This is a genomic window from Streptomyces sp. NPDC090022, from assembly GCF_044748145.1.
Lineage (GTDB): Bacteria > Actinomycetota > Actinomycetes > Streptomycetales > Streptomycetaceae > Streptomyces.
Genome location: NZ_JBIVFN010000001.1, coordinates 797668 through 822495 on the forward strand (window position 1 = coordinate 797668; position 24828 = coordinate 822495).

Below are 24828 nucleotides of genomic sequence, written 5' to 3' on the forward strand. Positions count from 1 at the left end.
CCGGCCGTCGCCGGCCGGCCGGCGACGGGTGGCCGCCCCGGAGGCGGCGTAGCCTGGTCGGAACGCCGTATCCGCCCCGCGAGCCAGGGAGGCGGCGCATGACCGACCCGCACGGCTTCCTCCGGATCCCCCGCCGCCCCGTACCCGCCCGCCCCGCGGCCCTCCGCCTCGGCGACTGGCGGGAGGTCTACGCCGGCCAGGCACTGCTGCCCCTGGTCTCCGAACAGGCCGACCGCTGCATGGACTGCGGTCTCCCCTTCTGCCACCACGGCTGCCCGCTGGGCAACCTGATCCCCGAGTGGAACGCCTACGCCGCGCACGGCGACTGGCGGGCGGCCGCGGAGCGGCTGCACGCGACGAACAACTTTCCCGAATTCACCGGCCGGCTCTGCCCGGCGCCCTGCGAGGACGCCTGCGTCCTGGCGATCAACGCCGATCCGGTGACCATCAAGAACGTCGAGCAGACGATCGCCGACCAGGCCTGGGAGCGCGGGTACGCCGAGCCGGCGCCGCCCGGGCGGCTCAGCGGCAGGACGGTGGCCGTCATAGGTTCCGGCCCGGCCGGGCTGGCCGCGGCCCAGCAGCTGACGAGGGCCGGGCACACGGTCGTCGTCTACGAGCGCGCCGACCGCGTCGGCGGGCTGCTCCGCTACGGCATCCCGGCGTTCAAGATGGAGAAGGCACACCTGGAGCGCCGGATCGCCCAGATGCGGGCCGAGGGCACCGCCTTCCGCACGGACACGGACGTCGGCGGCGGCGTCGACGCCGCCGACCTGCGGCGCCGCCACGACGCGGTGGTCGTCGCGGTCGGGGCCGGAGAGCCCCGGGAACTGCCCGTACCGGGCCGCGAGCTGCACGGGATCCACCAGGCCATGGACTACCTGACCGGTGCCAACCGGGTCGGCGAGGGCGACGTCGAGGCGCCCGCCGTCACGGCCGAGGGCGCGCACGTGGTGATCGTCGGCGGTGGGGACACCGGTTCGGACTGCCTGGGCACGGCGCTGCGACAGGGCGCGACGTCGGTGGTCCAGCTCGACATCCGCCCCGAGCCGGGACCGGGCCGGCCCGATGCCGAGCCCTGGCCGCTGGTGCATCCGCAGGTGTACCGGATCTCCCACGCCCACGAGGAGGCGCGCGGCCGCCACGGCACCGATCCCCGGGTCTTCGCCAGCGCGACCCTGCGCTTCGAGGGCGACGCGGCGGGCCGGGTACGGGCGCTGCACCTGTCCGAGGTCGAACCCGCGGCGCGGCGCCCGCTGGCGGGCACCGAGCGGGTGATCGAGGCCGGTCTGGTCCTGCTGGCGCTCGGCTTCTCCGGCCCCGAGCGGGCCGGTGGCCTGGGCGAACAGCTCGGTCTCAGCCGGGACGAGCGGGGCAACTTCGCGCGGGACGCGGGCTTCGCGGCCCTCGGCACACCGCCGGCCCGCACGGACGGGGTGTTCGTCGCGGGCGACGCAGGGCGCGGCCAGTCCCTGGTGGTGTGGGCCATAGCGGAGGGCCGCTCGGCGGCCGCCGCCGTGGACCGCTACCTGACGGGCCGAACCCAACTCCCGGCCCCCATCGCCCCCCACGACCGCCCCCTGTCGACCTGACCGCCCCCGGGGCGCGGCTCTGCCGACCCGGACAGCCGTGCCGGCCCGGACAGCCCCTGGACAGCCCCTGGACAGCCCCTGGACAGCCCCTGGCCAGCCCTGACGGCTTGGCCGGCCCGGACCGCCGTGCCGGCCCGGGCAACCCGGACAGCCCGGATGGGGCCGGGCCCTGCCGGCCCTGCCGGCCCCGACAGGCCGGACGGCCAGGAGGATGGCCCGGACCGTCCGAACCGTTCAGGGCGCCCGGGTGCCCGGCCGATCCGGATCCCTTTCCGGGGCCGCTCCGGGCTTCGTGGGGGCTGCCCCGGAAGGCCGGTGAACCGCTCGCCGGGGCCAGGGCAGGCCGACCACGTCGGGCGTGCCGGGTGTGCCAGCGGCGTCGGGGACGCCGGGAACGCCGACCACGTCGGGATGTCGAGGACGCTGGCCACGTCGAGGACGCTCAGCCAGGCCAAGGGCGTAGGGAAGGCAGCGGATGCTGGGCATGCCAGGCACACCCGGGACACCGAGGACGCCGGTCATGCCAGGAACGTCGGGCACGCCGGCTACGCCGGGGCCGCCGGCTTCGCCAGGGGCGCTGGCCATGCCGTGGGCGTCGGCCACGCCAGGGGCCTCGGCCACGTCGTGGACGTCGGCCACGCCAAGGACGTCGGGCACGCGGGGCTGGTCGAGGACTCGATCACGCCGGGGCGCCGAAGTCACGTATGTCGATCGCGGTGATCGCGGTGATCGCGGTGATCGCGGTGATCGCGGCGATCGCGGCCAGCGGGCCGCGGAGGCCGTCGGGGCCGGGAACGGCGGGCGAGACCACCGGCACGGGCGCCGGTGGTCTCGCCCCCGGGCCCGCCTCACGTCCGCCGGGCCGGCCCCCGCGGTCAACGGCCCGGGCCGGGGTCGTCCGGGACGTCCGCCGTGCCGGGTCGGGCGCTGTGCGTGATCCTGGTGCCATGGGCGCTGATCGCGGCCGTACCGGCTTGCGGGGCACGGGGGCGTATGCCGCGGCGGGCCGCCGGTCCGCCCGCGTCACGCTGGCCGCGTGTGCCGGGTTCTACCTCTTCCGCTACGGCCTGGACCAGCGGACCGCCGCGACGTACGCGCTCTTCGGCGCCGTCTCCATGGCGGGCCTCTCCCGGATCCCGGGCACCGGACGCCAGCGGGCCGCCGTGCTCGTCCGGCTGCTGCCCCTGGCCTGGTTCCTGATCGCGGCCGGCACCCTGCTGGCCGTACACACCTGGACCGCGGTCCTCGGCATGCTGGTCATCGGCTTCACGCTGGCGTTCGCCGCCGCGGCGGGGCCCCGGCCCGCGGGGGCCGGTCCCGGGCTCCAGCTGCTGTACATCCTGCCGAGCTTCCCGCCGTACGCCCCGGACACCCTCGACGAACGGCTCATCGGAGCGACCGTCGGCATCGGCCTGCTGATCGCCGCCGAGGCCTTCCTCTTCCCCGATCCGCCGACCGTCCCCTACCGGGAGATCGCCGCCCGCGCCGCCGGTACCGCGGCACGGTGCGCCGCGGCGGCGGACACGGCCCCGTACACGGTGGGCGGTGCGCTCCTGGACGAGGCCCAGCGGGTGAGCCAGTCCCTGCGGCCCTCGCAGGTCGCCGAGGCCGACCGGCCCGCCGGCCCCTCCCTGCGCGAACGGGCACTGGCCCACACCGGACTCGCCACGCGCACCCTCCTCAACCGCCTGACCCGGCTGCCCGCCGCCCCCGCCGCCCCCGGACAGCATGGGCAGCCCGTCGCGGATGCCGGGCCGGACCTGCTCCGCTCCGTCGGACGGGTCTGCGAGGAAGTCGCCGCGCAGTTGCGCGGAGCGGGGCCCGGGCGCCCCCGGAAGCGCCCCGAGCCCGACCCCGGCCCCCAGTCCGACCCCGGCCCCGAGTCCGAGCACCACTCCGCCCGGACCCGACTGGCACAGGACCGGGCCGCGGCCGCCGGGACGGACGCGGGGGACCCCGACACGCTGCGCCGCCGGGCCGCCCTCATCGAGGTGGCCGACGCCGCGCTGGCGATGGGCACCGGAGCCGACCTCGCCGTACGCGGCCGCGCGGCGGGGAAGGAACTCGTGGACACCGGACGGTTCTGGTACGCGCACCACACCGCTCCCGCGCTGTGGTGGTACCGGCTCCAGGGTCACGCGGCCGGTCGGTCGGTGTTCTTCCAGAACGCCGTACGCCTCGGCCTCGCGCTCGCCGCCGCCCGCACCGTCGCCGGGCTCGACACCCTGCCGCACGGCTTCTGGGCCATGCTCGCCACCCTCTCGCTCACCCGTACCACCGTCACCGAGACCCGTACCTCCATCCGGCAGGCGCTCACCGGCACGCTGATCGGCGCCCTCGCCGCCGGCACCGTGCTCGCCCTCGGCGGTACGGACCTGCTGTTCTACGGGATCGTGCTGCCGCCGCTGATGCTGTTCACCTTCACCGTGGGGCCGGTCCGCGGCATCGGCTGGGCGCAGGCGCTGTTCACGCTGGTCGTGGCCCTGGTCTTCGCCCAGCTGGCCCCGGCGACCTGGAGGCTGGCCGAGGTCCGGCTCCTCGACGTGCTCATCGGCAGCGCGATCGGCGCGGTGTTCGGCCTGCTGGCCTGGCCCCGGGGGGCGCACGACGAGCTGGGACGGTCGGTGGCCGTGCTGCTGCGCGGGGCCGCCGAGGTGGTCGTGGCCACCGCGGCCGCGCTCGCGGCGGGCGGCACGCGGCAGACGGGGCCGCAGCCGGGCCATGGCTCGCTCCAGCACAGCCTGGCGATGGCCGAATCGGCGTTCGCGCAGTACCAGAGCGAGGGGGTGCGGCCGGCCGATGACGCCGACCGGCCCGCCGTGGACTGGCAGAACGCCCTGATGACCGCCCACCACACGCTGTGGGGGGCCCGGCGGCTCCTGGAGCCGGCCCCGGGCTCACCGGCCACGGCGCCACCCCTGGGCACGGCCGAGGCCGAGGCCGTCCTGCGGCTCGGGGACCGGGTCGCCGGGCGGATGCTGGTGGCGTCGGCCCACCTCGACCCCGGCGACGACACCCCCAAGGCCCCGGTCGGCCCGCGCCCGCCCGCGCCGCCCCCGCCGGAACCGCCGGGCGCCCCCGCCACGTACTACGCGGCCGTCTCCTGGCTGGAGTCGCTGCTGGCCGACCTGGACCGCGTCACGGCGGGCGCGTCGGCGACCGCCCCGCCGCCGACACGGGTACCGACGCCGGACAGGCCCTAGTTGCCGCGGGCGTACGGGCCGATGCCGACCAGGCAGTACACGTACTCGTTGACGGTGATCCCGCCCCGCGTGTAGCGGTGGGAGAAGGAGTACTCCGTCCTGGGGTTGGAGTTGCACCGGTTCAGGTCGGAGGTCAGCGGGATGCGCTCGATCACCCGGTAGTGCGCGTCGGACGCCGAGCAGGGGACCTCGTGCATGCCCGTGACGCGCTGCGCCGTCGACGAGTTCGGCTTCGGTCCGTTGAGGCAGGTGCCCTGGTCGAACGGGTCGGCCTCGGTCTCGGAGGGCAACGGGCCGGGATAGGCCGGGACGGACGGCGGGGCGGGCTTGTCGGTCGCGGCGGGTGTGTCGTCCGCCGTGGGCATGTCGGAAGGGGTGGGCGTGTCGGTCGCGGTCGGTGAGTCGGACGGGGTGGGGTACGCCACGGTGTCGCCGTCGCTCCAGCCGGCGTACAGGACGAGGGCGATCACCAGCGCGGCGACGACGGCGAGCGGCACCAGCCACCGCCGGGCCCCGGTCGTGCCCGCCGGCCCGGGCTGCCCCGGACCCGGCCCCGGCCACGCGGCCGCGGGCACCGCCACCCGGATGCGCAAGTGGACCTCGGCGTCACCGACCCGGGCCCGGACGAGGGCGCCGTCCTGGGCGGGCGGAATTCTGAGACGGGCGGTGCCGGTGGGCAGATCCACGGTGAGGATCACCCCGTAGGCGGCCTGTTGCGGGGTCAGGGTGACGGGGATCTCGTGCGACGACACCGGCGGCTCCAAGGGGTGACGGCGTGCGGGGCGCTGCCCGGGTGAACCCTCACGGATTGTGCCCGCTGCGCGCGGGCTGACGCAGCGGTTCCGCCGTATCGCCCGGCCCCGCCCCGGCGATCACCGCCGGCCCCCGCGCTAGTGTTCGTCCGTGAGCCTTCATGTCGTCGTAGGATTCGGGCCCGCCGGGGCGGCCACCGCTCGACTGCTGGTCGGGCAGGGGCACTCGGTACGGGTCGTGACCAGGTCGGGCCGTGCCGCGGAACCCGGTATCGAGCACGTCGCGTGCGATGCCACGGACCGCGAAGGGCTCGCCGCGGCCGCGCGGGGCGCGGACGTCATCCACCACTGCGCCGCCCCGCCCTATCACCACTGGGTGGGCCAATGGCCGGCGCTGGTCTCGTCGGTCTGCGCGGCGGCCGAGGCGACCGGGGCCATCCTGGTCATGCTCGGGAACCTCTACGGCTACGGTCCGGTGGACGGGCCCCTGACCGAAGGGCTGCCGCTCGCGGCCACCGGGCCCAAGGGGCGGGTGCGCGCGGCCGGTTGGGAGCAGGCGCGCGCCCTGCACGAGGCGGGCCGTATCACGGCGGTCGAGGTCCGCGCCTCGGACTTCTTCGGGCCCGGCGTGACCGCCGGCGGCCACCTGGCCGAGCGCGTGGTGCCCCGGCTGCTGCGCGGCAAGCCGGTCTCCACGCTGGGCGACCCGGACGCCCCGCACAGCTGGACCTACCTCCCCGACGTGGCCCGGACCCTGGCCGAGGTCGCGGGGGAGCCACGGGCCTGGGGCCGGGCCTGGCACGTCCCGACGCAACCCCCGCTGTCCGTACGGGAGATGGTGGACCGGCTGGCCGCGCAGGCGGGCACGGGACCGGTGGCGGTGCGCCGGCTGCCGTCCGCCGTCCTGGGCGTGGGCGCCCTCGTCTCGCCGCTGCTGCGTGAACTCAAGGAGATCCGCTACCAGTTCGACCGCCCGTTCGTCCTCGATACGACCGCCTACGAGGCCGAGTTCACGGTACGGGCGACCCCGCTCGACCAGCAGATCGAGTCGACGGTGGCCTGGTGGCGCACCCGCCTGGCCACGCCGACGGCCACCCCTTAGTCTGTTCTCCAGCCTCGCGCCGCGTCGGACGGTCACGCGGTGGGGCAAAATTCGGTGCGTGTCGGGGGCAGGTTAGTCAGACTCGTGGCATGACAGCGAAGATCAGCCGCATCAACCCCGATCAGTTGCACGAGACGCCGGGCTACCACCACATCACCGTGGTGGAGACCGGCCGAACGGCCTATCTGGCGGGGCAGTGCCCTCTCGACAAGGGCGGCTCTCTCGTCGGCGCGGGCTCCCTCGACGTGCAAGTCCATCAGGTCGTCGTGAACGCACTCGCTGCCCTTGCGGCGGTGGATGCTCAGCCGCAGCACGTGGTGCGTTCGGTGATCTACGTGCGGAGCGATGACAGGAAGGACCTGGGCCTTGCCTGGCACCGGCTTACCGCTTCCACCCTCGGTCCGGCCTTCACGTCCGCCAGCACGCTCTTGGGGGTTGCGCAGCTGGGCTTCGCAGGGCAGCTGATCGAGGTGGACCTCACCGTCGCGCTGCCCGACTGAGCGCCCTCACGCCTCGAACGGGGTCTCGAACTCTTCGCCCACATGGCCTGCGGTGTGGCCGGCTCCGTGGCGGTCGGCGGTCACACACCTGAGGAAAGTCGGTTCTCCAGTGGCGGGGGCAGTGGGTAGGCACGCTCCGTGGGAAAGAACCGCTGGGCTTTTGCGGCATGCCCGGTCTGTATCAGGGAAGCAGCCTTGCGGACCTGCGGGGTGAGGTCGGTGAGGCTGACAATCCAGTCGTCGGTGAACGTGCGCATCAGATGGCGGCCGATGCCGACTTGGATGCTGTAATGGTTGAGCGCTGCCCCGCGCGGTGAGCGCTCCGGGTCCCATTGGACGTGCACGGCCGCCTGGGCCACGGCCGCTGGGTCTGCGGTCGTGAGCACGGCCTGGGACAGGGCCTCCTCCCAGCCCTCGCGCGTTATCCGCACCGCGAGAAGGCGCTCCTGACCGGGTTTGCGGGCCCAGTTGCTCCGGTGCATCAGCCACATGAACGACGGCTTGATCCACGTCATCCTGTGGAATGAGAACGGTGCAACGAAGCGGCCTGCCTGCAGGGCCGCGTCGGCGATGGCAGGCGCATACGCCTGGTAGACCACGATCGTGCGAGCGTCGTAATCGGCACGAATCTGATATTGGGGGGCCATGCGCCGCACCCTGCCATCCGCCCCATGCGCCTCGCGAGCCGATTTTCTCGCACTGGCCGCGCAGCCGGTTACGAAAGGGCTCGTCACAACCACTCGTTGAGAGCCGCGACAAGGACGGTTGATGCCGCACTCCACCGCGTGGCGCTCGCGACAGTCGTTACCCGCCTCAGGGCCGGTTCGGCGGAGCAGCGTCGGTTCCGGCGGCGAGGGTGACGTGAGCCGTCCATGCCCCGGGCTTCAGAGGAGGATTCCAGCTCACCTCGACGTCGGTGTCGTGGAAGTCGCGCGCGAGTTCCGTCACCATCCGGGCCGCCGCGGCTCGCGCGTCCTGTGGGTCGGTGTCGATCGGCACATCCAGACGCCCGCAGAGCATGCCGCCCTCCATAGTGAGGACGCTGTGGCGCCAGCCCTCCGGCGTCGCCAACAGCACGATCCCCTGCGGGATGCCCCAGTCGGGCCGCTTCCTCTTCTCCCTCCTGCGTCTCACGATGCGGTGCCGGAGCCGGTGTCCCCGTCCAGGGGGACCGTCAGCCCGATGCTCTCGGCCGTCACGGCGATCGCGAAGTCGAAGTACGCGGACTCGTTGCGGACGCTGTCGTGGGTACGGCTGAACACCTGGAACACCAGGAGCCCGATCAGGTTGCTCCACAGCACGATCCCGCGCTCGACGAGATCCGAGAACGGCGCCCCGGGCGCGCCGCCGAACAGCGCCACCGCGTCCGGCAGGAGCAGCGGCGGCCCCGGTATCGCCCGCCGGGGCGGGGTGAGTTCACCGGCCTCCAGCGCCGAACGCACGATGGCGGCCAGTGACGCGGGCGTGCGCGCGGCGGCCGGGACCGTGTCCTGCGGGGCGTGGTACCCCGGCACCGGGGAGCCGTAGATCAGTGTGAACTCGGCGGTGTGGGCGAAGGACCACGCCCGCAGCGCCCGCGTCACCGCGAGCAGCCGCGCGCCGGCCGACGCGCCTGCGTCCAGGGCCGCCCGGTCGGCCTGCTCCATCGCGGCGGCGGAGGCGTCGTAGGCGTCGATGATCAGCGCGGTCAACAAGTCGTCCCGGTGCGGGAACACGGCCGCCACGTCGGCGACGGCGAACCCGCCCGCCGCGGCCACGGCCTCCGGGGTCAGCCCGAAGGCCCCCGTCGTCGCGAGCAGTTGGCGCGCGGTGTTCTTGGCGGTGTTCGCAATGGCCGCCGCGCGCGTGGTGGTGTCCTCGTCAGCGTGTGCTCCGGAAAGATCCATGGCCGAACCGTACCGGTCCGCTGCCGCACCACCGCGTGGACCGGGTGGTGTGCAACCGGCTCCGACCGCTAGAGCCTGTCTTCTTGATCCGCGCACATCTGGTTCGCGCAGTTCGACCACCAGGTGGCAGGGTGCCGTTATGGATCAAGCAGAGGTATTGCTCATCGGAGGGCGCGCGGGCGTCGGTAAGACGACAGTGGGGTGGGAGGTCTCAGCGCGTCTGCGCGCCGCGATGGTTGCTCACTGCGTAGTCGAAGGTGACTTCATGGGGCAGGCACATCCTGCTCCGGAGGGGGACCCCCGGCGCAGAAGAATCGCGGAGCGCAATCTGACGGCGCTCTGGTCGAACTACGCCGAGCTCGGGTACCGCCGCTTGATCTACACGCACACTGTGAGCGTGCTGGCTGAGAACGAGGGCATGTTCCAGCGCGCCATGGGTGCGAATGTCAGGATCGTGCGGGTTGTGCTCACCGCCTCCGATGCCACCGCTCGTGAGCGCCTGACCGGTCGGGAACTGGGCTCGGAGCTGGAGCAAGAACTGGAGAGCAGCGCCCGGAAGGCGCGGATTCTGGATGAGCAGACGCCTCTGGACACGGTGCGAGTGGCGACCGACGGTCGTTCAGTGGTGGACATAGCTCGTGAGGTGTTGGGCGCTACCAGCTGGCTGCCCAGCACCTCCGGTTAGTTCTGCGTCGCTCAGCGTCGGGTCAAGATCAGGATGGCAGCGAGGTGGAGTGCGGCCTGGTCGGCGATGGCGAGCTTGTCCGTTCGCATGGCCAGGCCGCGCCATTGCTTCAGCCGGTTGATGCAGCGTTCAAGTGAGTTGCGCTGCTTGTATGCCTCAGCGTCGAAGGCGGGCGGGCGGCCTCCAGCGCGGCCTCGCTTCAGCCGGTGGCCGACCTGGTCGGAGGGCTGGGGGATGACCGCGCGGATTCCGCGTCGGCGGAGGTGACTCCGGATCGCGCGGGATGAGTACGCGCGGTCCGCGAGGACGGCATCGGGTCGATTCCTCGGTCTTCCGGGTCCGCTTCGTGGAACACGGATAGCGGCCATGACGGTTTCGAAGGCCGGGGCGTCGCCCGCCTGGCCTGCGGTGACGCGGAGGGCCAGGGGTCGTGCACGGCCGTCGCTGGCGAGGTGGACCTTCGTGCTCAGGCCGCCACGGGAGCGTCCGAGCGCATGGTCGTCGGGTTCGGCCCGGCCTGGAGCCCCTTTTTCCTGGCTCCGGCGGAATGCTGGTGAGCCCGGCAGACGGTGCAGTCCACCGGCAGGGTCCAGCCGATGTCGTCACCGGCATCGGCCGCGGCCAGCACCGCTGCAAAAACGCGTTCCCAGGTGCCGTCCACGGCCCATCTGATCAGCCGTTTGTGAGCGGTCTGGAACGAGCCGAGCTCTTCCGGCAGGTCTCGCCAGGGCGAGCAGGTTCGGTACTTCCACGCGATGGCCTCCAAGGTTCGGCGGTGATCGGCCCATCGCCGACCGCGGACCGGATCGGCCGGCATCAGCGGCTCGATCCGGTCCCACATCGCATCAGTGATCACTAACCGGACAGACACGTCCGATCAACTGACCAACCGATCAAAGAGACACGCTCTAAAGGGTGTTGCAGAAGGTCCGTCGTGGGTAGGCCGGAGTGGCGCTTGACCTGTGCTTTCACCGTGCCAAGGCGAGGTTGTGCATGGTGGCGACGGCCTGGACGGCGTGGTGGAGGCCGTCTCCTTCTGGCGGCAGTCGCGGAGGATCTTCCAGTTCTTCATGCGGGCGAAGGTGTGCTCGACACGGGCGCGGACGCGTCGGTGTTCGGCGTTGTCCTCCTCCTGCCCGCGCAGGAGAGGACGGCCGGCTCTTCTGCGGTGCGGGACGATCAGCCCGGTGCCGAGGTAGGCGCCGTCCGCGATCACCGTCGTCCCGGCCGCTGCGGCGGGCAGGTCCGACTCCCGCCAGACGTGGGCATCGGCCTTGTTGCCCGGCGCCGGCCGGGCGGATGCGATCACCAGACGGGTGTCGGCGTCGATGAAGACCTGCACGTTCGCCGAGAACCGGTAGTTCCTCGACGAGGCCCCCACTTTCCGGTCGCGGACAGGGATGAGGGTGCCGTCCACGATCCACAACCGGTCCGTGTCGGCGACGGGCCGGGGGGGGGGGGGGGGGGGCGGCTCGAGCGCCAGGAGCGGACGCAGACGCTGGATAATCCGGCAGACGGTGGCCGGGGAGATCCCGAAGAGCGGGGCGAGCTGCCGCATCGTGAGGTTCGTGCGGTAGTACACCGCCACCAGCAGCACCCGGTCCGCCAGCGGCAGACACCACGGCCGACCACCACCGGGCCCGTTCCCACCCCCCTCCCGCACCACCCTCACCAACTTCACGAACCGGTCCATCCGCAAGCCCGTGAACGTCTCCACCCACACCAGCTCAGCCCGCAACACCCCACCCATACAGGGAAAATGCCCCAGCCTGAGTCTTCTGCAACACCCTTGAGGGGAGCGCGAGCACGGCGGCGATCAGGGTGCGGATCTCCTCGTCCTGGAGGAACGCCCGGTAGTCGACGTACGCCGTCAGCCGGCGGTTCGCGTCCCGCAGCGCCGTCAGTGCCTCCCGGGCCGGCGGGGTCACGTGTCCGTGGTGGGCGAGTGAGAGCAGCGCGGTGTACAACGACCCCAGGTGCTCCCGGTCGGCCGCGTACGTCAGCACCGCGGCCTCCGCCTCCGCCGGATCCATCAACGGCGGTTCCCACGGCGGCGGGTACGGATCCGTCTCCCCGGGGAGCAGCGGGTCCTGCCCCCAGGACCGGAGGACCTCCCGGAGGTCGCGGACCAGCCAGCCGGAGCGGGCGACCTCGTCCCGCAGCGCCTCCCGCACCGCCGGCAGCAGTACGCCGGCGTGCGCGGCGAGCGGCCGGAGCACGTCGGCGACGTCCGGCGGCCGCGGGTCACCGAGGACGTAGCCCCAGCCCTGCAGGTCCCGGTACGGTGCCACGAGCCGTTCGACCAGATCCGGCAGGGCGCGCGGGTCGCCGATCCGGGTCAGCGCCCACCGGGCGTGGTCGCCGACGGTGCCGTCGAAGAACTTCGCCGCGCCGGTGTCGTCGAGGAGCCCGGCGAGCCGGTCGGCGTACGGGGCCGACCGGCGGCCGAGCACCGCCAGCAGGTGCGCGGCCTTGTAGCGCACGTCGTCGTCCGGGTCGGCCAGCAGCCCGGCCGCCAGGGACAACAGGGCGTCGGCCGCCGACGGCCGGTCCACGAGGATCCGCCATCCCACGTCGAGGGCGCACCGGCGCAGCTCCGCGTCGTCCGTGCGGCGCCCGGCCGCGGCGAGGGCGGCCACGAACGAGAGCGCCACCTCCGGGTCCCGGCCGAGCAGGTCGACGACCCAGGCCGCGACGTCCTCGCGGCTGTACGGGTATTCGCTGTGCGGGGCGTACCAGACCTGTTCGAACTGCGGGGCGAGCGCCGGGTCGGTGAGGAGCTCCAGCAGCATCGCGTACGCGCGCAACGGCGCCCGCGGATCGATGGACGCCGTGGCCACCACGGCCGCCACCCGCAGCACCGGGTCCGCCCCGCGCACGACACCGTCCAGCACGGCCCGTATGCCGGCGGCCGTCGTTCCCTCGGCGTCCTCGGCGTCCTCCGGGGCCTCGGCGGCTCCCGCCCCCGCCCCTGCCTCGCCCAGCGTCAGCAGCAGGGTCACCCGCACCGAGCGGTCGGTCTCCTCGCGCCACCGCTCGAGCAGATCGGCGGGCCGGCCGGCGATCAGATGGAGGGCGCTGCGCCGCACCTCCCGGTCCTGATCACCCGTCAGGGTCCGTACGCGGGGCCACTGCCGTCGCCAGGCCGCCTCCCACGCCGGGTCCACGGCCCCGGACCTGGCCCCGGACCTGGCCCCGGCCTCGGACCGGCCTCGGACCGGCCTCGGACCCGGTCCCGTCGGCCGCGCCGTTCTCCGCGAGCTCGGCCAGCAGGAAGGCGAGGTCGGGCCGGGCGACCGTGCCGGGGGCGAGGGCGAGCTCCACGAGGAACGGCAGCGCGGCCGTGCCCGCGTCGGTGATCCGTCCCGTGGCCAGTACCAGGTCCTGCACCGCGCAGTACGCGCGCTCCACGGCGTCCTGGCCGGTGGTGGCGTCCGCCCGCGCGAGCCGGTGCAGTGCCCCCCCGCCGTCCCGTGTGTCCGGGGCACACTGCCATCCGGCGGCGGGCCCGGCGCAGAATTTTGCGGTCACGCCGATGAGTTCCGGGCGCGGCCCCGGTCTACCCCTGTGACCGGCGGCGGAGCGGATGTGAACCGTGTGGTGGATCACCTTCACCTCGGCCGCCGGAATCAGACAGAGTGGGCGTGCCCACGAGTGATCCGTTGGTCAATCAGATCTGAGGGACAGACACATGCGCATCGTGATCAGTGAGTTCATCAGCCTCGACGGCGTCGTCCAGGCTCCGGGCGGCCCGCAGGAGGACATCGACGGCGGCTTCGCGCACGGTGGCTGGTCCCACCCCTTCTTCGACGCCGAGGTCATGGGCGACGCCATCGGCGAGGCGATGAAGACGTGCGGGGCGCTGCTCTTCGGCCGCCGCACCTGGCAGACGATGGCCGGGGCGTGGCCCGAGCGGGCCGGCGACCCCTTCGCCGACCACATGAACTCCATCAAGAAGTACGTTGTGACGCGGACCCTCGGCGAGGACGAGCTGACGTGGCACAACACCACGGCCATCCCCGGCGACCGGGCGGTCGACCGGATCCGCGAGCTGCGCGCGACCGAGGGCGGCGACCTCGCGGTCATGGGCAGCCCCACGCTCGTCCGCACGCTCCTCGCCGAAGGCCTGGTCGACGAACTCCGGCTCATGATCATGCCGGTGCTCCTCGGCGGCGGGAAGACCATCTTCCCCCACGACGGCACGCTGCGGACGCTGGAGCTGGTCTCCACCGTCACCAGCAGCACCGGCGTGCACGTGTGCACCTACCGTCCGGCCGCCCACGGCTGAGGGCGGGTCCGGGAGCGGAATGAGTGGCTCCCGGGTGCTGCTAGGGTGACGTGCGCCCGTCAAGGCGGGCCTCTTTCAAGTCATTGGTACTTCAACGGGGGTTGAACGTGAAGCTCCGCCATGTCCGCGCCGTCGCCGTCTTCGGTATCGCCGTCTTCGCCCTGACGGGAGCCCGCGGCTCGCACGGGGGAAGCTGCGGCGGTGGCAGCAGCAGCTCCGGCTCCGGTTCGAGCGGCGGCTCCAGCGGCTCCAGCAGCTCCAGCGGTGGGAGCACCTCCGGCGACACCACCTCCGGTGGCAGCACCTCCAGTGGCACGAGCGGCACCAGCGGCAGTGACAGCAGCAGCACCAGCGGCAGCACGTCGAGTGGTTCCTCGGTCCCCGGCGGTTCCAGCAGCAACAAGGCCGAGCGCGACATCAAGATCGACAAGTGCCGGCTGGACGCCACGGGCAAGAACCTCGTCGCCCGGCTCACCGTCACCAACAGCGGCACGCTGGACCAGACGTACAACATCACCGTGAAGTTCCGCGGGGACGCCGCCTCGAGCGTGATCCCCGCCACGGCCCGCGTCTCCGGCCTCAAGGTCAAGGCGGGCGCGACCAGTCAGACCGAGGCCACGACGGCGTACACCGGCAAGGGCGACGGCAGCGAGTACAAGGAGTGCTCCGTCTTCACCGCGTCGAAGAGCAGCCTCTGACGTACGACCGAACGGCCCGGGCGCACCGTCAGCGGTGCGCCGGGGGAACGTGAAGAGTGCCCGTGAACGGCAGCAGCGCAGGCGTCAGCCCGCTGCTGCCGACGCGTTTTCCGGGCCCTGCCGGTCCGCGGGCGCGGCCGCGGCGAGGACGGCGTGGATCGCCACCTCCATGGCGCGCGACGCCGCGCGCTGATCCAGCCCACTGGTGCGCCAGTGGTGCCACGCGCCCCATGTGGCCACCCCGTCCAGTGCGTTGACCAGGTCCTGGCGGCGCTCCCGCGGCAGGGGGTCGAGCTCCTGGGCGAACACCTCGGTCAGCCGCTGCCGGGCCGTGTCGAAGGCCTCCCGGGTGACCCGCTCGATCCGCTCGGACGGATGGTCGAGCCGCATGATCGCCAGCCGTGCCGGCGTGATCCACTCCAGGATCCGGGCGCGCTGTTCCACGAGCGCGGCGACCCGCAGCTCGCGCGGCCCCGTCGTCGGCAGGGGCTTGATCCGGGCGTCCAGTTGCTCCAGGCGGCGCGTGATCGCGGTGTCGACCAGCTGCGCCATGTCGTCGAAGTGGTGGAACACCGAACGCCGTGACACGCCGGCCCGCTCGGCCACCCGGTCGGCGGGGAACTGCGACTCGCCCTCGTCCAGCAGCGACAGGAGGGCGTCGGCGATCTTCTCGCGGGTCCGCCGCCCCCGCTCCGCCCGGCCGTCCGGCGCGCCCGCCGTGCCGGACGTGCCCGCCGTGCCGGACGTGCCCGCGGCGCCGGACGTGCCCGCCGTGCCCGCGGCGCCGGACGTGCCCGCCGTGCCCGCGGTGCCGGGCTCCGCATCCTTCACCTGGACTCCTTCCCTCGGTTGACATTGTTGCACTCCCGATGCAAGCGTAAAGCTGCACGCCGAGTGCAATATGTTTCAGGTCGGCGCGCGGGGCACGCGCCGTGCGGCCGCGGCGCCGCGCGAGAGGAGCGGACGACGCCGATGTTCGTGACCGTGGGGCGCTGGTGCGCCCGCAGACCCAAACGGACCGTGGCCGCCTGGCTCCTGCTGCTCGTCGCCCTGGCCGGCGCGCTGGGCGCGGTCGGGCGGGTCACCTCCGAGGCCGTCTCGATCCCCGGCAGCGACAGCCAGGCCGCCGCCGACGCGGCCGAGGCCTTCCACGGCCCGGCCTCCGGACGCCAGCCCCTGGTCCTGCACACCGCCGCCGACGCCCCCGCCCTCACCGCGCCACAGCTGGTCCGGGCCGTCGAGGAGGCCGCGCGCGCCATCGCCGGCGTGGACCACGTGGTCGCCGTCACGACCCCGTACCAGCCCGCCGGCCGCGCCGCCCTGGCCGCGGACGGGCACACCGCGTACGTGTCGGTCGAACTCGACCTGTCGGGACGGGACATCACCGCCGACATCACCCGCGAGATCGTGGCCGCGGCGGCCCCCGCCGAGGCGGCCGGGATCGAGGTCACCCCCGGCGGCGACCTCGCCGCGGCCCTCGGCAAGGGCGCCACGCGCCACAGCGAACTCATCGGCCTCGCGGCGGCCTTCGTCATCCTCGCCGTCGGCTTCGCCGGCGTGGTGGCCGCCGGCGTACCGCTGGTCGTCGGCGTCCTGGGCCTGGGCGTCTCGCTCGCGGCGATCGGTCTGGCGGGCCACCTCATCGACATGCCGTCGTCCGGCACCACCATCGCGGCCATGATCGGCCTCGGTGTCGGCATCGACTACACCCTCTTCTGCCTCACCCGCTTCCGGACGCTGCGGGCCGAAGGCGTCGGCGTCGAGGACGCGGCCGTGCGCACCATGGCCGGCTCCGGCAAGGCCGTGGCGTTCGCCGGGTGCGCGGTCGTCACGGCACTGGCCGGACTCGCCCTCGGCGGACTGCCCCTGCTGTACGCGCTGGCGCTGGCCCCGGGCATCGCCGTCCTGACCGCCGTCGCGGCGGCCCTCACGCTGGTCCCGGCCCTGCTGGTCCTCCTCGGCCGCCGACTCACCCCGAAGCCGAAGCCGAAGCCGAAGCCGAAGCCGAAGCCGAAGCCGAAGCCCCCGGCCGCCGCGTCCGCCGCCACCCCTGCCGCGTCCGCCTCCGTCGACGCCGTGCCGGCCTTCGCAGCGTCCGCCCCCGAGGCGTCCGCGTCCGCCGCGCCTGCCCCGCTCGCCGACGCCGCGCCTGCCGCGCTCGCTGACGTGGCGCTCGCTGACGCGGCGCGTGCCGACGCCGCGCGTGCGTCCGCCTCCGTCGACGCCGTGCCGGCCTTCGCAGTGTCCGCCCCCGAGGCGTCCGCGTCCGCCGCGCCTGCCGCGCTTGCTGACGCCGCGCCTGCCGCGCTCGCTGACGTGGCGCTCGCTGACGCGGCGCGTGCCGGCGCCGCGCGTGCGTCCGCCTCCGTCGATGCCGTGTCCGCCGACGCCGTGTCGGCCTTCGTCGGTTCTGCCGGCGCAGCGTCCGCCCCCGAGGCGTCCGCGTCCGCCGCGCCTGCCCCGCTCGCCGACGCCGCGCCCGCCTTCGCCGTGTCTGCCGCCCGCGCCGACGCCGCGTCCGCCGGTCCGCGGGCCCATGGGTGGGCGCGCGTCGCCGAGCGGGTGGCCGCTCGGCCGTGGCGTCATCTCCTCGCGGGCCTGGCCCTGGTCGGCGTTCTCGCCGCGCCCGCCGCCCAGTTGGCCTCCGGTCAGCTCGACGCCGGCACCAAGGCCCCCGGTACGGCGGCCCGCACCGCGTACGACCGGCTCGCCGACGCCTTCGGGCCGGGCGTCAACGGCCCCCTCCAGGTCACCTACACCCTTCCGGCCCCGGCCGCCGGCCCCACCGACCCCCGGATCGCCGGCGTCACCGCCGCCCTGACCCGGACCTCCGGCGTCGCCTCGGTCAGCCCGGCGCAGCTCAGCTCCGACGGCGTCCAGGTCCGCTGGCAGGTCACCCCCACCACCGCCCCCGCCGACCCGGCCACCGCCGCCCTGGTCGACCGGCTGCGCGACACCACCCTCCCCGAAGCGACCGGCGGCACCGCGGCGACCGCGCACGTCGGCGGCGCCCCCGCCGTGCAGGCCGACCTCAACGAACGCCTCGCCCAGCGGATGCCGCTCATCGTCGGATTCGTCCTCGCCGTCGCCGGCCTGCTGCTCCTGCTCGCCTTCCGGTCCCCGGTCCTCGCGGTCAAGGCCGCCGTGATGAACCTGGCCTCCGTCCTCGCCGCGTACGGCGTCCTCACGGCGGTGTTCCAGTGGGGCTGGGGCGCCGCACTGATCGGCCTGGAGGGACCGGTCGCCATCCCGGGCTACGTCCCGCTGCTGATGTTCGCCGTGCTGTTCGGCCTGTCGATGGACTACGAGGTCTTCCTGCTGACGGCCGTCCGGGAGTCGTACCTCCGCTCCCGCGACAACCGTGCCGCCGTGATCGACGGGCTCGGCACGACCGGACGGATCATCACCTCCGCGGCGCTGATCATGGTCAGTGTCTTCCTGAGCTATCTGCTGACCGACGACCCCGTCGTGAAGATGTTCGGCATCGGCCTGGCCACGGCCGTCGCCCTCGACGCCACGGTCGTCCGCGGCATCCTCGTCCCCGCCGCGATGATCCTCCTCGGCCGGGCCACGTGGTGGCTGCCGGCCTGGCTCGACCGGCTGCTCCCCGACGTCGACATCGAGGGCGAGGGCAACGGCGAGAGTGGGGCCAGGCCCGAGGGAGCGGCCGAGGGCGGCTGCACCGGGCCGTACGCCGCCGCCCCCGCCCCCGGATCCGGCTCCGCCCCCGTGTCCGCCACCCCGACGCCCCGGAGGAAGTCATGACCCCACCCACCCCCCTGCGTACGCCCCGGCCTGCCACCACCGCCGCCGGTGGACCCGGCGGACCCGCCGGCCGGCGCCCGCGCCCGCGCCCGCGCCCGCGTCGGCGCCGGGTGCTGGCCGTGGTGTCCCTGGGCGCGTCGGCGGTGCTCCTCCTGGCGGCCGACCTCGCCGCCGCCGCGGTCGGCGAGCACCGGATGGCCGACCGCATCGCCGAACGCCACCCGCGCCTGACCGCCGCGCCCGAGGTCGGCATCGACGGCTTCCCCTTCCTGTACGACCTGGCCCGGGGGTCCCACCCCCGCGTACGGATACGCGCCGCGGCCACCACCGCGCAGGGGCAGCCCGTGAACGCCTCGCTCGACCTCACCGACGTCTCCGAGCGGCCCGGCGGCACGTACACCGCGGCCACGGCGGCGGGGGACTTCACCGTGCCCTACTCCGCCCTCGGTACGCGGCTCGGTCCCGGCACCACGCTGTCCGCCGCCGACGGTCGGCTGAAGATCGGCCGCAGCTTCTTCGGGTTCCCCGTGACGGTCCTCGCCGAGGTCGGCCTCGACGGTGACACGGTCACGGTGCGCCCCGTCTCCGCGTCCGTCGCCGGCCGCGCCCTCGACCCGTCCGACCCCAGGATCGCCGAGGCCTTCCAGGGGCAGGACCGCACGCTCCCGGAGCTGCCGATGGGCATGGAGCCCGACGGTGTCTCGGTCGACGCCGACGGGATCACCGTCCACGCCCGGGCGGAGCGCGTCGCACTGGACTGATGCCGCCGTGCGGGGCCCGCCCGTGGCGTGGCAGGCCCCGTACCGCCGTACCGGGGAGCAGAATGGACGGCATGTGCGGCCGTTACGCCTCCTCGCGCGCCCCCGGTGACCTCGCGGACCTGTTCCGGGCCCGCTGGGACGGCCGGGAGACCTTGGCGGCGAGCTGGAACGTGGCCCCCACCGACCCGGTGTGGGCCGTCCTCGAACGCCCGGACCGGGAGAGCGGCGAGGTGGCCCGCCGCCTGCGGGCCCTGCGCTGGGGGCTGGTGCCGTCGTGGGCGAAGGACCCGGCCGTCGGGGCGCGGATGATCAACGCCCGGGTGGAGACCGTCCACGAGAAGCCGGCCTACCGCCGGGCCTTCGCCAAGCGCCGGTGCCTGCTGCCCGCGGACGGCTTCTACGAATGGGTGCCCGTGCCCGCCACCGGCACGGCGAAGGCCTACAAACAGCCGTACTTCATCGCTCCCGCCGACGGCACGGTGATGGCCATGGCCGGTCTGTACGAGTTCTGGCGCGACAGGACCGTCGCCGCCGACGACGACCCGGACGCCTGGCTGATCACCACCACGATCATCACCACCGAAGCCACCGACGCCGCCGGCCGCATCCACCCCCGGATGCCGCTGGCCCTGGACGCCGACGACTACGGGGCCTGGCTCGACCCCGGCCACGACGACCTGCACGCCCTGCGCGCCCTGCTCCACACCCCGGCCGGCGGGGACCTGACCGCCACGGCGGTGTCCACGCAGGTCAACAGCGTCCGCAACAACGACCGGCACCTGCTGGACCCCGTCCCCGACCCGATCCCCTGACGGTGCGCCGGGTGCGTCGCACGGCGCGGGCACACATGGTTTCGCCCGGACCCTGACCCGCCGGACGGACCCTAACCGTGTCCCATCCCCGCCTTAAGCCCGCCTCAAGATCCCGGCGCTCGGCTCCGTACCGCCCTTTTGTCCGGTTCCGGATCACTAGCGTGCTGCCCGATCCCCCATCCCCGCACCGATGAGGCAGGCAGTCATGGCGCGCAACTCACACCGTCGCAAGGCCGGCGTTCCCGCGAAGGCGGCGGGGGCGGTCGCCCTCGCCACGGCCGTCGCCGGCAGCGCGATCGCCCTGACCGGGACGGCTCAGGCCGCCTCCGTGGGCGCCGCCTTCACCAAGTCCAGCAGCTGGTCCACCGGTTACACCGGCCAGTACGTCATCACCAACCACGGCGACAAGCCGCTGAAGGGCTGGACCCTCGAATTCGACCTGCCCGCGGGGACGGCCCTGTCGTCGCTGTGGAACGGCGAACACACCGTCAGCGGCAGCCACGTCACGGTGAAGCCGCCCCGCTGGGCGGACACCGGGCTCGCCCCCGGGGCCTCCGTCACCGTCGGCTTCGTGACGTCCGCGCAGGGCACCCCGGGCACTCCCACCGGCTGCCTCATCGACAAGGTGAAGTGCTCGGCCGGTACCGGGCCCGCACCCGTCCCCAGCGGCCGCCCCACCGTGCGGCCCACGGCGACCGCGCCCACCGCCCCGGGTACGCCCACGGCCCCGCCGCGGCCGACCGCGCCGCCGACCGGCACGACCGCTCCGACGGCCACCGCGACCCCGACGCGCCCGCCGGGCGGCGGCACCACCACGGCCGCGCCCTTCGCCCCCTACGTGGACACCTCGCTCCACCCCGCCTACGACATGCCGGCCACGGCCGACCGGACCGGGGTCAAGGAGTTCAACCTGGCGTTCATCACCTCGGGAGGCGGCTGCGAACCGCGCTGGGGCGGGGTCACCCCGCTCGGCTCCGACCGGGTGGCCGCGCAGATCGCGGACCTGCGGGCCAAGGGCGGCGACGTCCGGGTGTCCTTCGGCGGCGCCGCCGGCTCCGAACTCGCCCTCGCCTGCTCCTCCGCGGCCGATCTGGCGGCGGCCTACGGCAAGGTCGTGGACGCCTACGGGCTGACCAAGGCCGACTTCGACGTCGAGGGCGCGGCCCTGCCCGACACGGCCGCCAACACCCGGCGCGCGCAGGCCATCGCATTGCTCCAGCGCCGGCACCCCGGGCTGGACGTCTCCTTCACCCTGCCCGTCATGCCCGAAGGTCTGACCCAGCCGGGGGTCGACCTGCTGGCCGACGCCCGGCGCAACGGGGTGGCCGTCTCCGCCGTCAACATCATGGCCATGGACTACGGCCCGGCGTACAGCGGGGACATGGGCGGTTACGCGATCCAGGCGGCCACCGCCACCCAGGCGCAGCTCAAGGGGGTCCTCGGCCTCTCGGACACCGCGGCGTGGAAGACGCTCGCCGTGACCCCGATGATCGGGGTCAATGACGTGGTGAGCGAGATCTTCACCGTCGAGGACGCCGGCCAGCTCGCCGGCTTCGCCCGTACGAAGGGCCTGGCCTGGCTCTCGATGTGGTCCGGGGCCCGCGACCAGCAGTGCCCGGGCGGCGCGAAGAACAGCGCCGACGCCACCTGCTCGTCCATCCTCCAGGAGCCGCTCGCCTTCACGAAGGCCTTCGCCGCCCGTTCGTGACGGCGTCGTCCCGCGCGCGGGAGGCCCGGCCGGCGGAAGCCGGGCCGACAGCTCGTCAGAACGCGAAGACGGCGTTGCCGTTGAGGGTGGCGTTCATGGCGCAGGAGTTGCCGAAGGTGTGCTTCCACGAGACGCGGCTGCCCTGCCAGACGCCGTCCGCGGTCACCGTGACCGGGTCGTAGTGCATGGGGCACGCCCGGTTCTGGTTCGGGGAGGCCAGCAGCTGGTCGAACGCCCCGTCGGTGGCGTTCAGGGCGGCGCAGGCGGCCTCGGGGTCGGGGTGGGTGCCCTGGGCGGACGGCGCGCAGCTGAGGGTGGAGGCCCGCAGGACGGTCGCCGTGTCGCCGTCGCCCTTGGCGACGGCGAAGACCATGGCGGACGGGGCGTACAGGCTGGTGGGCTTGGCTTCCGCGATCCCGGTCGCGCCGGCCAGGCAGAGGAGGGCGGCGGCGGAGACAGCGGCGAAACGGTGACGCACGACGGAACTCGCTTTCGATTCAAAGGTTGAACGCGTAAATGTTTTGCGTTCCTTCGGTTTGACCTCGATGAGTCTGTCCGATGCGAAGGTGCCTCGCACATCGATGACCGATTTACGGACACTCCGTTCGGATAGCGGGCACCGCATGGCCGTTCGAGCAGCTCACGCGGGACGTACCGCACGGTATCCATGGGGAAACGGGGAGTGAGCGCGCTCGCGACGTGCCTCCTTGAACCCGCTGACCAGCGGCCGGTGGAGCGGCGTTCATCGAACGGCCATGCAGCTTGACCGGATACCGCCGCTCAGGCGGTCGTGCGCACCGCCCCGATCCGTCCCGGGTCGCCCCGGAACCGCCCGAACTGCCGTGAGGTGCGGGGGAGTCCGCCCACTGTGGGAATATGATCTTCCGATTGCTCGAAGGAGCTCGAAGGAGGGGGTGGGCGCGGTGTCGTTCGAGGAGGAGTGGGGGCGGGCCAAGGCGGGCGCCTCGGACCGGTCGGCGCAGGCGAGCACCCGCCTCAACCAGGCCGGCGCGGGTTCCGGCGCCACCGGGTCGGCCCCGAGCGGCGACGGCTTCCACGCGAACACCGCCTCCATCAACGGCAACGCGCACCTGCTGATGGAGATCGCCGGACTGCTCTACGCCGGCCGCATGGACGGCGACAACGCCACCGCGCCCCGCTCGCCGCGCGCCCACGCCGACGTGGCGGCCGCCGTCCTCGACTTCGCCACGTTCGCGAAGGACCAGTACAACGACACGGTGGCGCTCCTGGCCGGCCTGTCGACCAAGCTGGAGTCGTCCGGGAACGCGTACACCGAGATCGACGAGGCGGCCCGGGCGCAGCTGAGCGCCCTGGTCGAGTGCGGTGTCTACCGCAAGCCCAAGGACGTGGTGGCCTGAGATGACCACCTACCGCACCGACGTCCGCTTCCTCGAGGACGCCAGCCCCGCCCTCATCGACCGGGGCGCCCAGGAGTACGCGCGCCTGCACCGGCTGATGGAGTCCACCGACGAGTCCTTCCTCAAGGCCGCCCGGATCGACTGGCGCAGCGAGGCCCGCGACCTGTACGTGGGCCGGCTCAAGGAGACCAAGGAGCTCGCGGACACGCTGTCCGCGGCCTTCCGCTCGGTCGGCACCGCGCTGGCCGCCTATGCCGACGCCGTCACCACCGCCAAGAGCCACTACCGCAGCGGTGTGAGCAGCGAGGGCGAGCTCGCCCGGGTCATCTCCCGCGAGGCGACGGCCATCACCCCCACCGCCCGCGCCGCCACCCCCATGCGCCAGTGGGAGGACCTGCGGGGCACCACGGGCGTCCTGGACTTCCTCGCCGAGGTCACCGTGGACGTCGACGCCATCCGCGAGGACGCCGACCGGCTCCACGGCCAGGCCGCCGGCCACTACGACGACGCCCGGCGCGCGGAGTCCGAGGCCCGGCACACCTGTGTCGCCGCGATCCGGGCTGCGCACCGGACCATCCCCGAGTACCAGGGCCCGGCCGGCGACCCGGCCGCCCTGCTCAGGGGGCTGGGGCCGCTCCAGCGGGAAGTGCGCGAGGCGGGCTCCGGAGCCCTGCTCCAACTGCCGGGCACGGGCGTGAAGACCGACGAGATCTCCACGGTCGGCGGGAACGTGGTGGTCACCGAGGCCCTCAGCCGGATCTCGACCCGCGTGGCGGGCCTGCCCGAGGCACCGGGCCACTACCTGCCCTTCTGGTCCAACTCCGACGAGGGCCGCCGCGAGTACATCGCCGCGCACCGGGAGCTGATCCGGGCCGCCGCCCACGACTCCGGGCTGCCGCCGGAGATGGTGGCGGGCATCGCCTGGAAGGAGGTCGAGGGCGATCCGACCTGGCAGGACGACATCGCGCAGACGACCCGCAACGCGTTCTCCGGCGGGCAGGCCGCGGACCTGACCTCGATGGGCCCGATGGCGATCCAGGTCCGCCGGGCCGCCGAGGTCCTCGGATACGACCCGCACCACCTGACCGACACGCAGCGCGACGTCGTCGTCGACGCGGTGCGCGACCCGGCGAAGAACATCTTCATCGCCTCCGAGTACCTCGCGCAGCTCAAGGCCGAGAGCGGCTTCGCCGACGTACCGCCCGAGCAGATGACCCGCGCGCAGATGCAGGAACTGGCCGCCCGCTACAACGGAGGCCCGTACTACAAGGACCCCAACGCCGAGCGGTACGGCAGACAGTTCGACGACCACGTCGACCAGGCGAAGGAGGCCCTCGGATGAGCGGCGACGGCAAGCGGACGGCCGGGTGGCTGGGCACGGCGGTCTGCGCGGTGCTGCTGGCCGCCGGAAGCCTGCTCGCGGCGTACGGGGTGTGGTTCGCCTGCACGTCCCTCCCCTCGAACGGCGACTGGGGACCGGAGGAGGCCGCCTCCGCCCGCAACGCCGCCGTGTTCGGGCTCGTCCTGTCGGGCGTCACCGGCCTGCTGGCGGCGGTCGCCGTCAAGGGCGAGTGGCTGCCCCGCTGGTGGTACGCGGTCCCGGCGCTGCCCGCCGTCGCGGCGCTGCTGCGGCTGACGGTGCTGGCGCCGTGACGGCGCACCCCCGGCGGCGGTGCCGGCCCGCGCTCCCCGGAGCC

Annotated in this window: 24 protein-coding genes and 1 pseudogene; 14 read left to right on the plus strand and 11 right to left on the minus strand. The window is 73.8% G+C overall.

The annotated features are described in order from the left end of the window. Window positions 1-98: 98 nt before the first annotated feature. A complete protein-coding gene (locus ACIPXB_RS03520) occupies window positions 99-1592 on the plus strand; it encodes a glutamate synthase subunit beta (protein WP_401443949.1) in 1494 nt (497 codons plus the stop codon). A 679-nt stretch (window positions 1593-2271) separates the two neighbouring features. On the opposite strand, the gene ACIPXB_RS03525 is transcribed toward ACIPXB_RS03520, so the two are convergent. Beyond that, the gene (locus ACIPXB_RS03525; RefSeq protein ID WP_401443951.1) at window positions 2272-2409 is read right to left on the minus strand and encodes a hypothetical protein; all 138 of its coding nucleotides are present in this window, start codon (window positions 2407-2409) and stop codon (window positions 2272-2274) included. Window positions 2410-2539: 130 nt separating this feature from the next. Here ACIPXB_RS03525 and ACIPXB_RS03530 point away from each other — a divergent pair, with 130 nt between their 5' ends. Then, entirely contained in the window at window positions 2540-4795 is a 2256-nt protein-coding gene (locus ACIPXB_RS03530) for an FUSC family protein (protein WP_401443953.1), read from the plus strand. Here the strand turns inward: ACIPXB_RS03530 and ACIPXB_RS03535 are convergent. Further along, window positions 4792-5547, minus strand: coding sequence for a hypothetical protein (locus tag ACIPXB_RS03535; RefSeq protein WP_401443956.1), 756 nt, complete (start codon window positions 5545-5547; stop codon window positions 4792-4794). The two genes, ACIPXB_RS03530 and ACIPXB_RS03535, sit on opposite strands and share 4 nt — an antisense overlap. Before the next feature lie 151 nt (window positions 5548-5698). Here ACIPXB_RS03535 and ACIPXB_RS03540 point away from each other — a divergent pair, with 151 nt between their 5' ends. After that, window positions 5699-6649, plus strand: a complete 951-nt coding sequence (locus ACIPXB_RS03540; protein WP_401443958.1) for an NAD-dependent epimerase/dehydratase family protein — start codon at window positions 5699-5701, stop codon at window positions 6647-6649. An 89-nt stretch (window positions 6650-6738) separates the two neighbouring features. Continuing rightward, entirely contained in the window at window positions 6739-7149 is a 411-nt protein-coding gene (locus ACIPXB_RS03545; RefSeq protein WP_401443961.1) for a RidA family protein, read from the plus strand. 80 nt (window positions 7150-7229) lie between these two features. Here the strand turns inward: ACIPXB_RS03545 and ACIPXB_RS03550 are convergent, their stop codons facing one another. The 3 genes from ACIPXB_RS03550 to ACIPXB_RS03560 all read right to left on the minus strand — a co-directional run bounded on the left by ACIPXB_RS03550 (window position 7230) and on the right by ACIPXB_RS03560 (window position 9035). Further along, window positions 7230-7796: a DUF4291 domain-containing protein gene (locus ACIPXB_RS03550; protein ID WP_401443963.1), complete on the minus strand. Its 567-nt coding sequence runs from the start codon at window positions 7794-7796 to the stop codon at window positions 7230-7232. Between the two features lie 166 nt (window positions 7797-7962). Continuing rightward, window positions 7963-8181, minus strand: coding sequence for a hypothetical protein (locus ACIPXB_RS03555; RefSeq protein ID WP_401443966.1), 219 nt, complete (start codon window positions 8179-8181; stop codon window positions 7963-7965). 98 nt (window positions 8182-8279) lie between these two features. After that, complete coding sequence (locus tag ACIPXB_RS03560; RefSeq protein ID WP_401443968.1) at window positions 8280-9035, minus strand: TetR-like C-terminal domain-containing protein; 756 nt, start codon at window positions 9033-9035, stop codon at window positions 8280-8282. 139 nt (window positions 9036-9174) lie between these two features. Here ACIPXB_RS03560 and ACIPXB_RS03565 point away from each other — a divergent pair, with 139 nt between their 5' ends. Further along, complete coding sequence (locus ACIPXB_RS03565) at window positions 9175-9720, plus strand: AAA family ATPase (protein WP_401443971.1); 546 nt, start codon at window positions 9175-9177, stop codon at window positions 9718-9720. Between the two features lie 11 nt (window positions 9721-9731). Here the strand turns inward: ACIPXB_RS03565 and ACIPXB_RS03570 are convergent. The 4 genes and pseudogenes from ACIPXB_RS03570 to ACIPXB_RS03585 all read right to left on the minus strand — a co-directional run bounded on the left by ACIPXB_RS03570 (window position 9732) and on the right by ACIPXB_RS03585 (window position 13251). Beyond that, window positions 9732-10591 (minus strand): IS5 family transposase gene (locus ACIPXB_RS03570; protein WP_401443973.1). Its coding sequence is split into 2 segments (ribosomal slippage): window positions 9732-10249 and window positions 10249-10591, totalling 861 coding nucleotides; the frame shifts between segments, so codons are not numbered across the junction. A 97-nt stretch (window positions 10592-10688) separates the two neighbouring features. Next, window positions 10689-11470: pseudogene (locus tag ACIPXB_RS03575) on the minus strand (transposase). Further along, the gene (locus ACIPXB_RS03580) at window positions 11448-12809 is read right to left on the minus strand and encodes a HEAT repeat domain-containing protein (RefSeq protein ID WP_401443976.1); all 1362 of its coding nucleotides are present in this window, start codon (window positions 12807-12809) and stop codon (window positions 11448-11450) included. Before ACIPXB_RS03580 ends, ACIPXB_RS03575 begins: the two are co-directional and overlap by 23 nt. Window positions 12810-12822: 13 nt before the next feature. Further along, window positions 12823-13251 carry a hypothetical protein gene (locus ACIPXB_RS03585; protein ID WP_401443978.1) on the minus strand — a complete coding sequence of 143 codons (429 nt, stop codon included), beginning with the start codon at window positions 13249-13251 and terminating at the stop codon, window positions 12823-12825. Window positions 13252-13411: 160 nt separating this feature from the next. On the opposite strand from ACIPXB_RS03585, the gene ACIPXB_RS03590 reads away from it, so the two are divergent. After that, window positions 13412-14008: a dihydrofolate reductase family protein gene (locus ACIPXB_RS03590; RefSeq protein WP_401443981.1), complete on the plus strand. Its 597-nt coding sequence runs from the start codon at window positions 13412-13414 to the stop codon at window positions 14006-14008. A 107-nt stretch (window positions 14009-14115) separates the two neighbouring features. Continuing rightward, window positions 14116-14706: a hypothetical protein gene (locus tag ACIPXB_RS03595; RefSeq protein ID WP_401443983.1), complete on the plus strand. Its 591-nt coding sequence runs from the start codon at window positions 14116-14118 to the stop codon at window positions 14704-14706. A gap of 84 nt (window positions 14707-14790) precedes the next feature. On the opposite strand, the gene ACIPXB_RS03600 is transcribed toward ACIPXB_RS03595, so the two are convergent. Further along, a complete protein-coding gene (locus ACIPXB_RS03600) occupies window positions 14791-15537 on the minus strand; it encodes a TetR family transcriptional regulator (protein WP_401443985.1) in 747 nt (248 codons plus the stop codon). 141 nt (window positions 15538-15678) lie between these two features. Between ACIPXB_RS03600 and ACIPXB_RS03605 the strand changes: the two genes are divergently transcribed. From ACIPXB_RS03605 to ACIPXB_RS03620, 4 genes are all read left to right on the plus strand, one after another. Beyond that, window positions 15679-18471 (plus strand): MMPL family transporter, encoded by a 2793-nt coding sequence (locus tag ACIPXB_RS03605; RefSeq protein ID WP_401443987.1) that lies wholly within the window; start codon window positions 15679-15681, stop codon window positions 18469-18471. Beyond that, entirely contained in the window at window positions 18468-19232 is a 765-nt protein-coding gene (locus tag ACIPXB_RS03610; RefSeq protein WP_401443989.1) for a DUF2993 domain-containing protein, read from the plus strand. Before ACIPXB_RS03605 ends, ACIPXB_RS03610 begins: the two co-directional genes overlap by 4 nt. 71 nt (window positions 19233-19303) lie before the next feature. After that, the gene (locus ACIPXB_RS03615; protein WP_401443992.1) at window positions 19304-20044 is read left to right on the plus strand and encodes an SOS response-associated peptidase; all 741 of its coding nucleotides are present in this window, start codon (window positions 19304-19306) and stop codon (window positions 20042-20044) included. A 205-nt stretch (window positions 20045-20249) separates the two neighbouring features. Beyond that, window positions 20250-21752: a cellulose binding domain-containing protein gene (locus tag ACIPXB_RS03620; protein WP_401443994.1), complete on the plus strand. Its 1503-nt coding sequence runs from the start codon at window positions 20250-20252 to the stop codon at window positions 21750-21752. Window positions 21753-21807: 55 nt separating this feature from the next. On the opposite strand, the gene ACIPXB_RS03625 is transcribed toward ACIPXB_RS03620, so the two are convergent. Continuing rightward, a complete protein-coding gene (locus ACIPXB_RS03625) occupies window positions 21808-22230 on the minus strand; it encodes a subtilase-type protease inhibitor (RefSeq protein WP_401443997.1) in 423 nt (140 codons plus the stop codon). 445 nt (window positions 22231-22675) lie between these two features. Here ACIPXB_RS03625 and ACIPXB_RS03630 point away from each other — a divergent pair, with 445 nt between their 5' ends. Genes ACIPXB_RS03630 through ACIPXB_RS03640 form a run of 3 tightly spaced genes read left to right on the plus strand, consistent with a single transcriptional unit; the run spans window position 22676 to window position 24784 of the window. Further along, on the plus strand, window positions 22676-23131 hold the full coding sequence (locus ACIPXB_RS03630; RefSeq protein WP_401443999.1) for a hypothetical protein: 456 nt from the start codon (window positions 22676-22678) through the stop codon (window positions 23129-23131). Window position 23132: 1 nt separating this feature from the next. After that, on the plus strand, window positions 23133-24473 hold the full coding sequence (locus ACIPXB_RS03635) for a hypothetical protein (RefSeq protein ID WP_401444001.1): 1341 nt from the start codon (window positions 23133-23135) through the stop codon (window positions 24471-24473). Beyond that, window positions 24470-24784 carry a hypothetical protein gene (locus tag ACIPXB_RS03640; RefSeq protein WP_401444003.1) on the plus strand — a complete coding sequence of 105 codons (315 nt, stop codon included), beginning with the start codon at window positions 24470-24472 and terminating at the stop codon, window positions 24782-24784. Before ACIPXB_RS03635 ends, ACIPXB_RS03640 begins: the two co-directional genes overlap by 4 nt. Window positions 24785-24828: the final 44 nt, after the last annotated feature.

Coding starts and splice junctions, on each gene's coding strand:
- ACIPXB_RS03520 (WP_401443949.1), top strand. CDS start 99: ATGACCGACCCGCACGGCTTCCTCCGGATCCCCCGCCGCCCCGTACCC.
- ACIPXB_RS03530 (WP_401443953.1), top strand. CDS start 2,540: ATGGGCGCTGATCGCGGCCGTACCGGCTTGCGGGGCACGGGGGCGTAT.
- ACIPXB_RS03545 (WP_401443961.1), top strand. CDS start 6,739: ATGACAGCGAAGATCAGCCGCATCAACCCCGATCAGTTGCACGAGACG.
- ACIPXB_RS03550 (WP_401443963.1), bottom strand. CDS start 7,796: ATGGCCCCCCAATATCAGATTCGTGCCGATTACGACGCTCGCACGATC.
- ACIPXB_RS03555 (WP_401443966.1), bottom strand. CDS start 8,181: ATGGAGGGCGGCATGCTCTGCGGGCGTCTGGATGTGCCGATCGACACC.
- ACIPXB_RS03560 (WP_401443968.1), bottom strand. CDS start 9,035: ATGGATCTTTCCGGAGCACACGCTGACGAGGACACCACCACGCGCGCG.
- ACIPXB_RS03565 (WP_401443971.1), top strand. CDS start 9,175: ATGGATCAAGCAGAGGTATTGCTCATCGGAGGGCGCGCGGGCGTCGGT.
- ACIPXB_RS03590 (WP_401443981.1), top strand. CDS start 13,412: ATGCGCATCGTGATCAGTGAGTTCATCAGCCTCGACGGCGTCGTCCAG.
- ACIPXB_RS03605 (WP_401443987.1), top strand. CDS start 15,679: ATGTTCGTGACCGTGGGGCGCTGGTGCGCCCGCAGACCCAAACGGACC.
- ACIPXB_RS03610 (WP_401443989.1), top strand. CDS start 18,468: ATGACCCCACCCACCCCCCTGCGTACGCCCCGGCCTGCCACCACCGCC.
- ACIPXB_RS03615 (WP_401443992.1), top strand. CDS start 19,304: ATGTGCGGCCGTTACGCCTCCTCGCGCGCCCCCGGTGACCTCGCGGAC.
- ACIPXB_RS03620 (WP_401443994.1), top strand. CDS start 20,250: ATGGCGCGCAACTCACACCGTCGCAAGGCCGGCGTTCCCGCGAAGGCG.
- ACIPXB_RS03635 (WP_401444001.1), top strand. CDS start 23,133: ATGACCACCTACCGCACCGACGTCCGCTTCCTCGAGGACGCCAGCCCC.
- ACIPXB_RS03640 (WP_401444003.1), top strand. CDS start 24,470: ATGAGCGGCGACGGCAAGCGGACGGCCGGGTGGCTGGGCACGGCGGTC.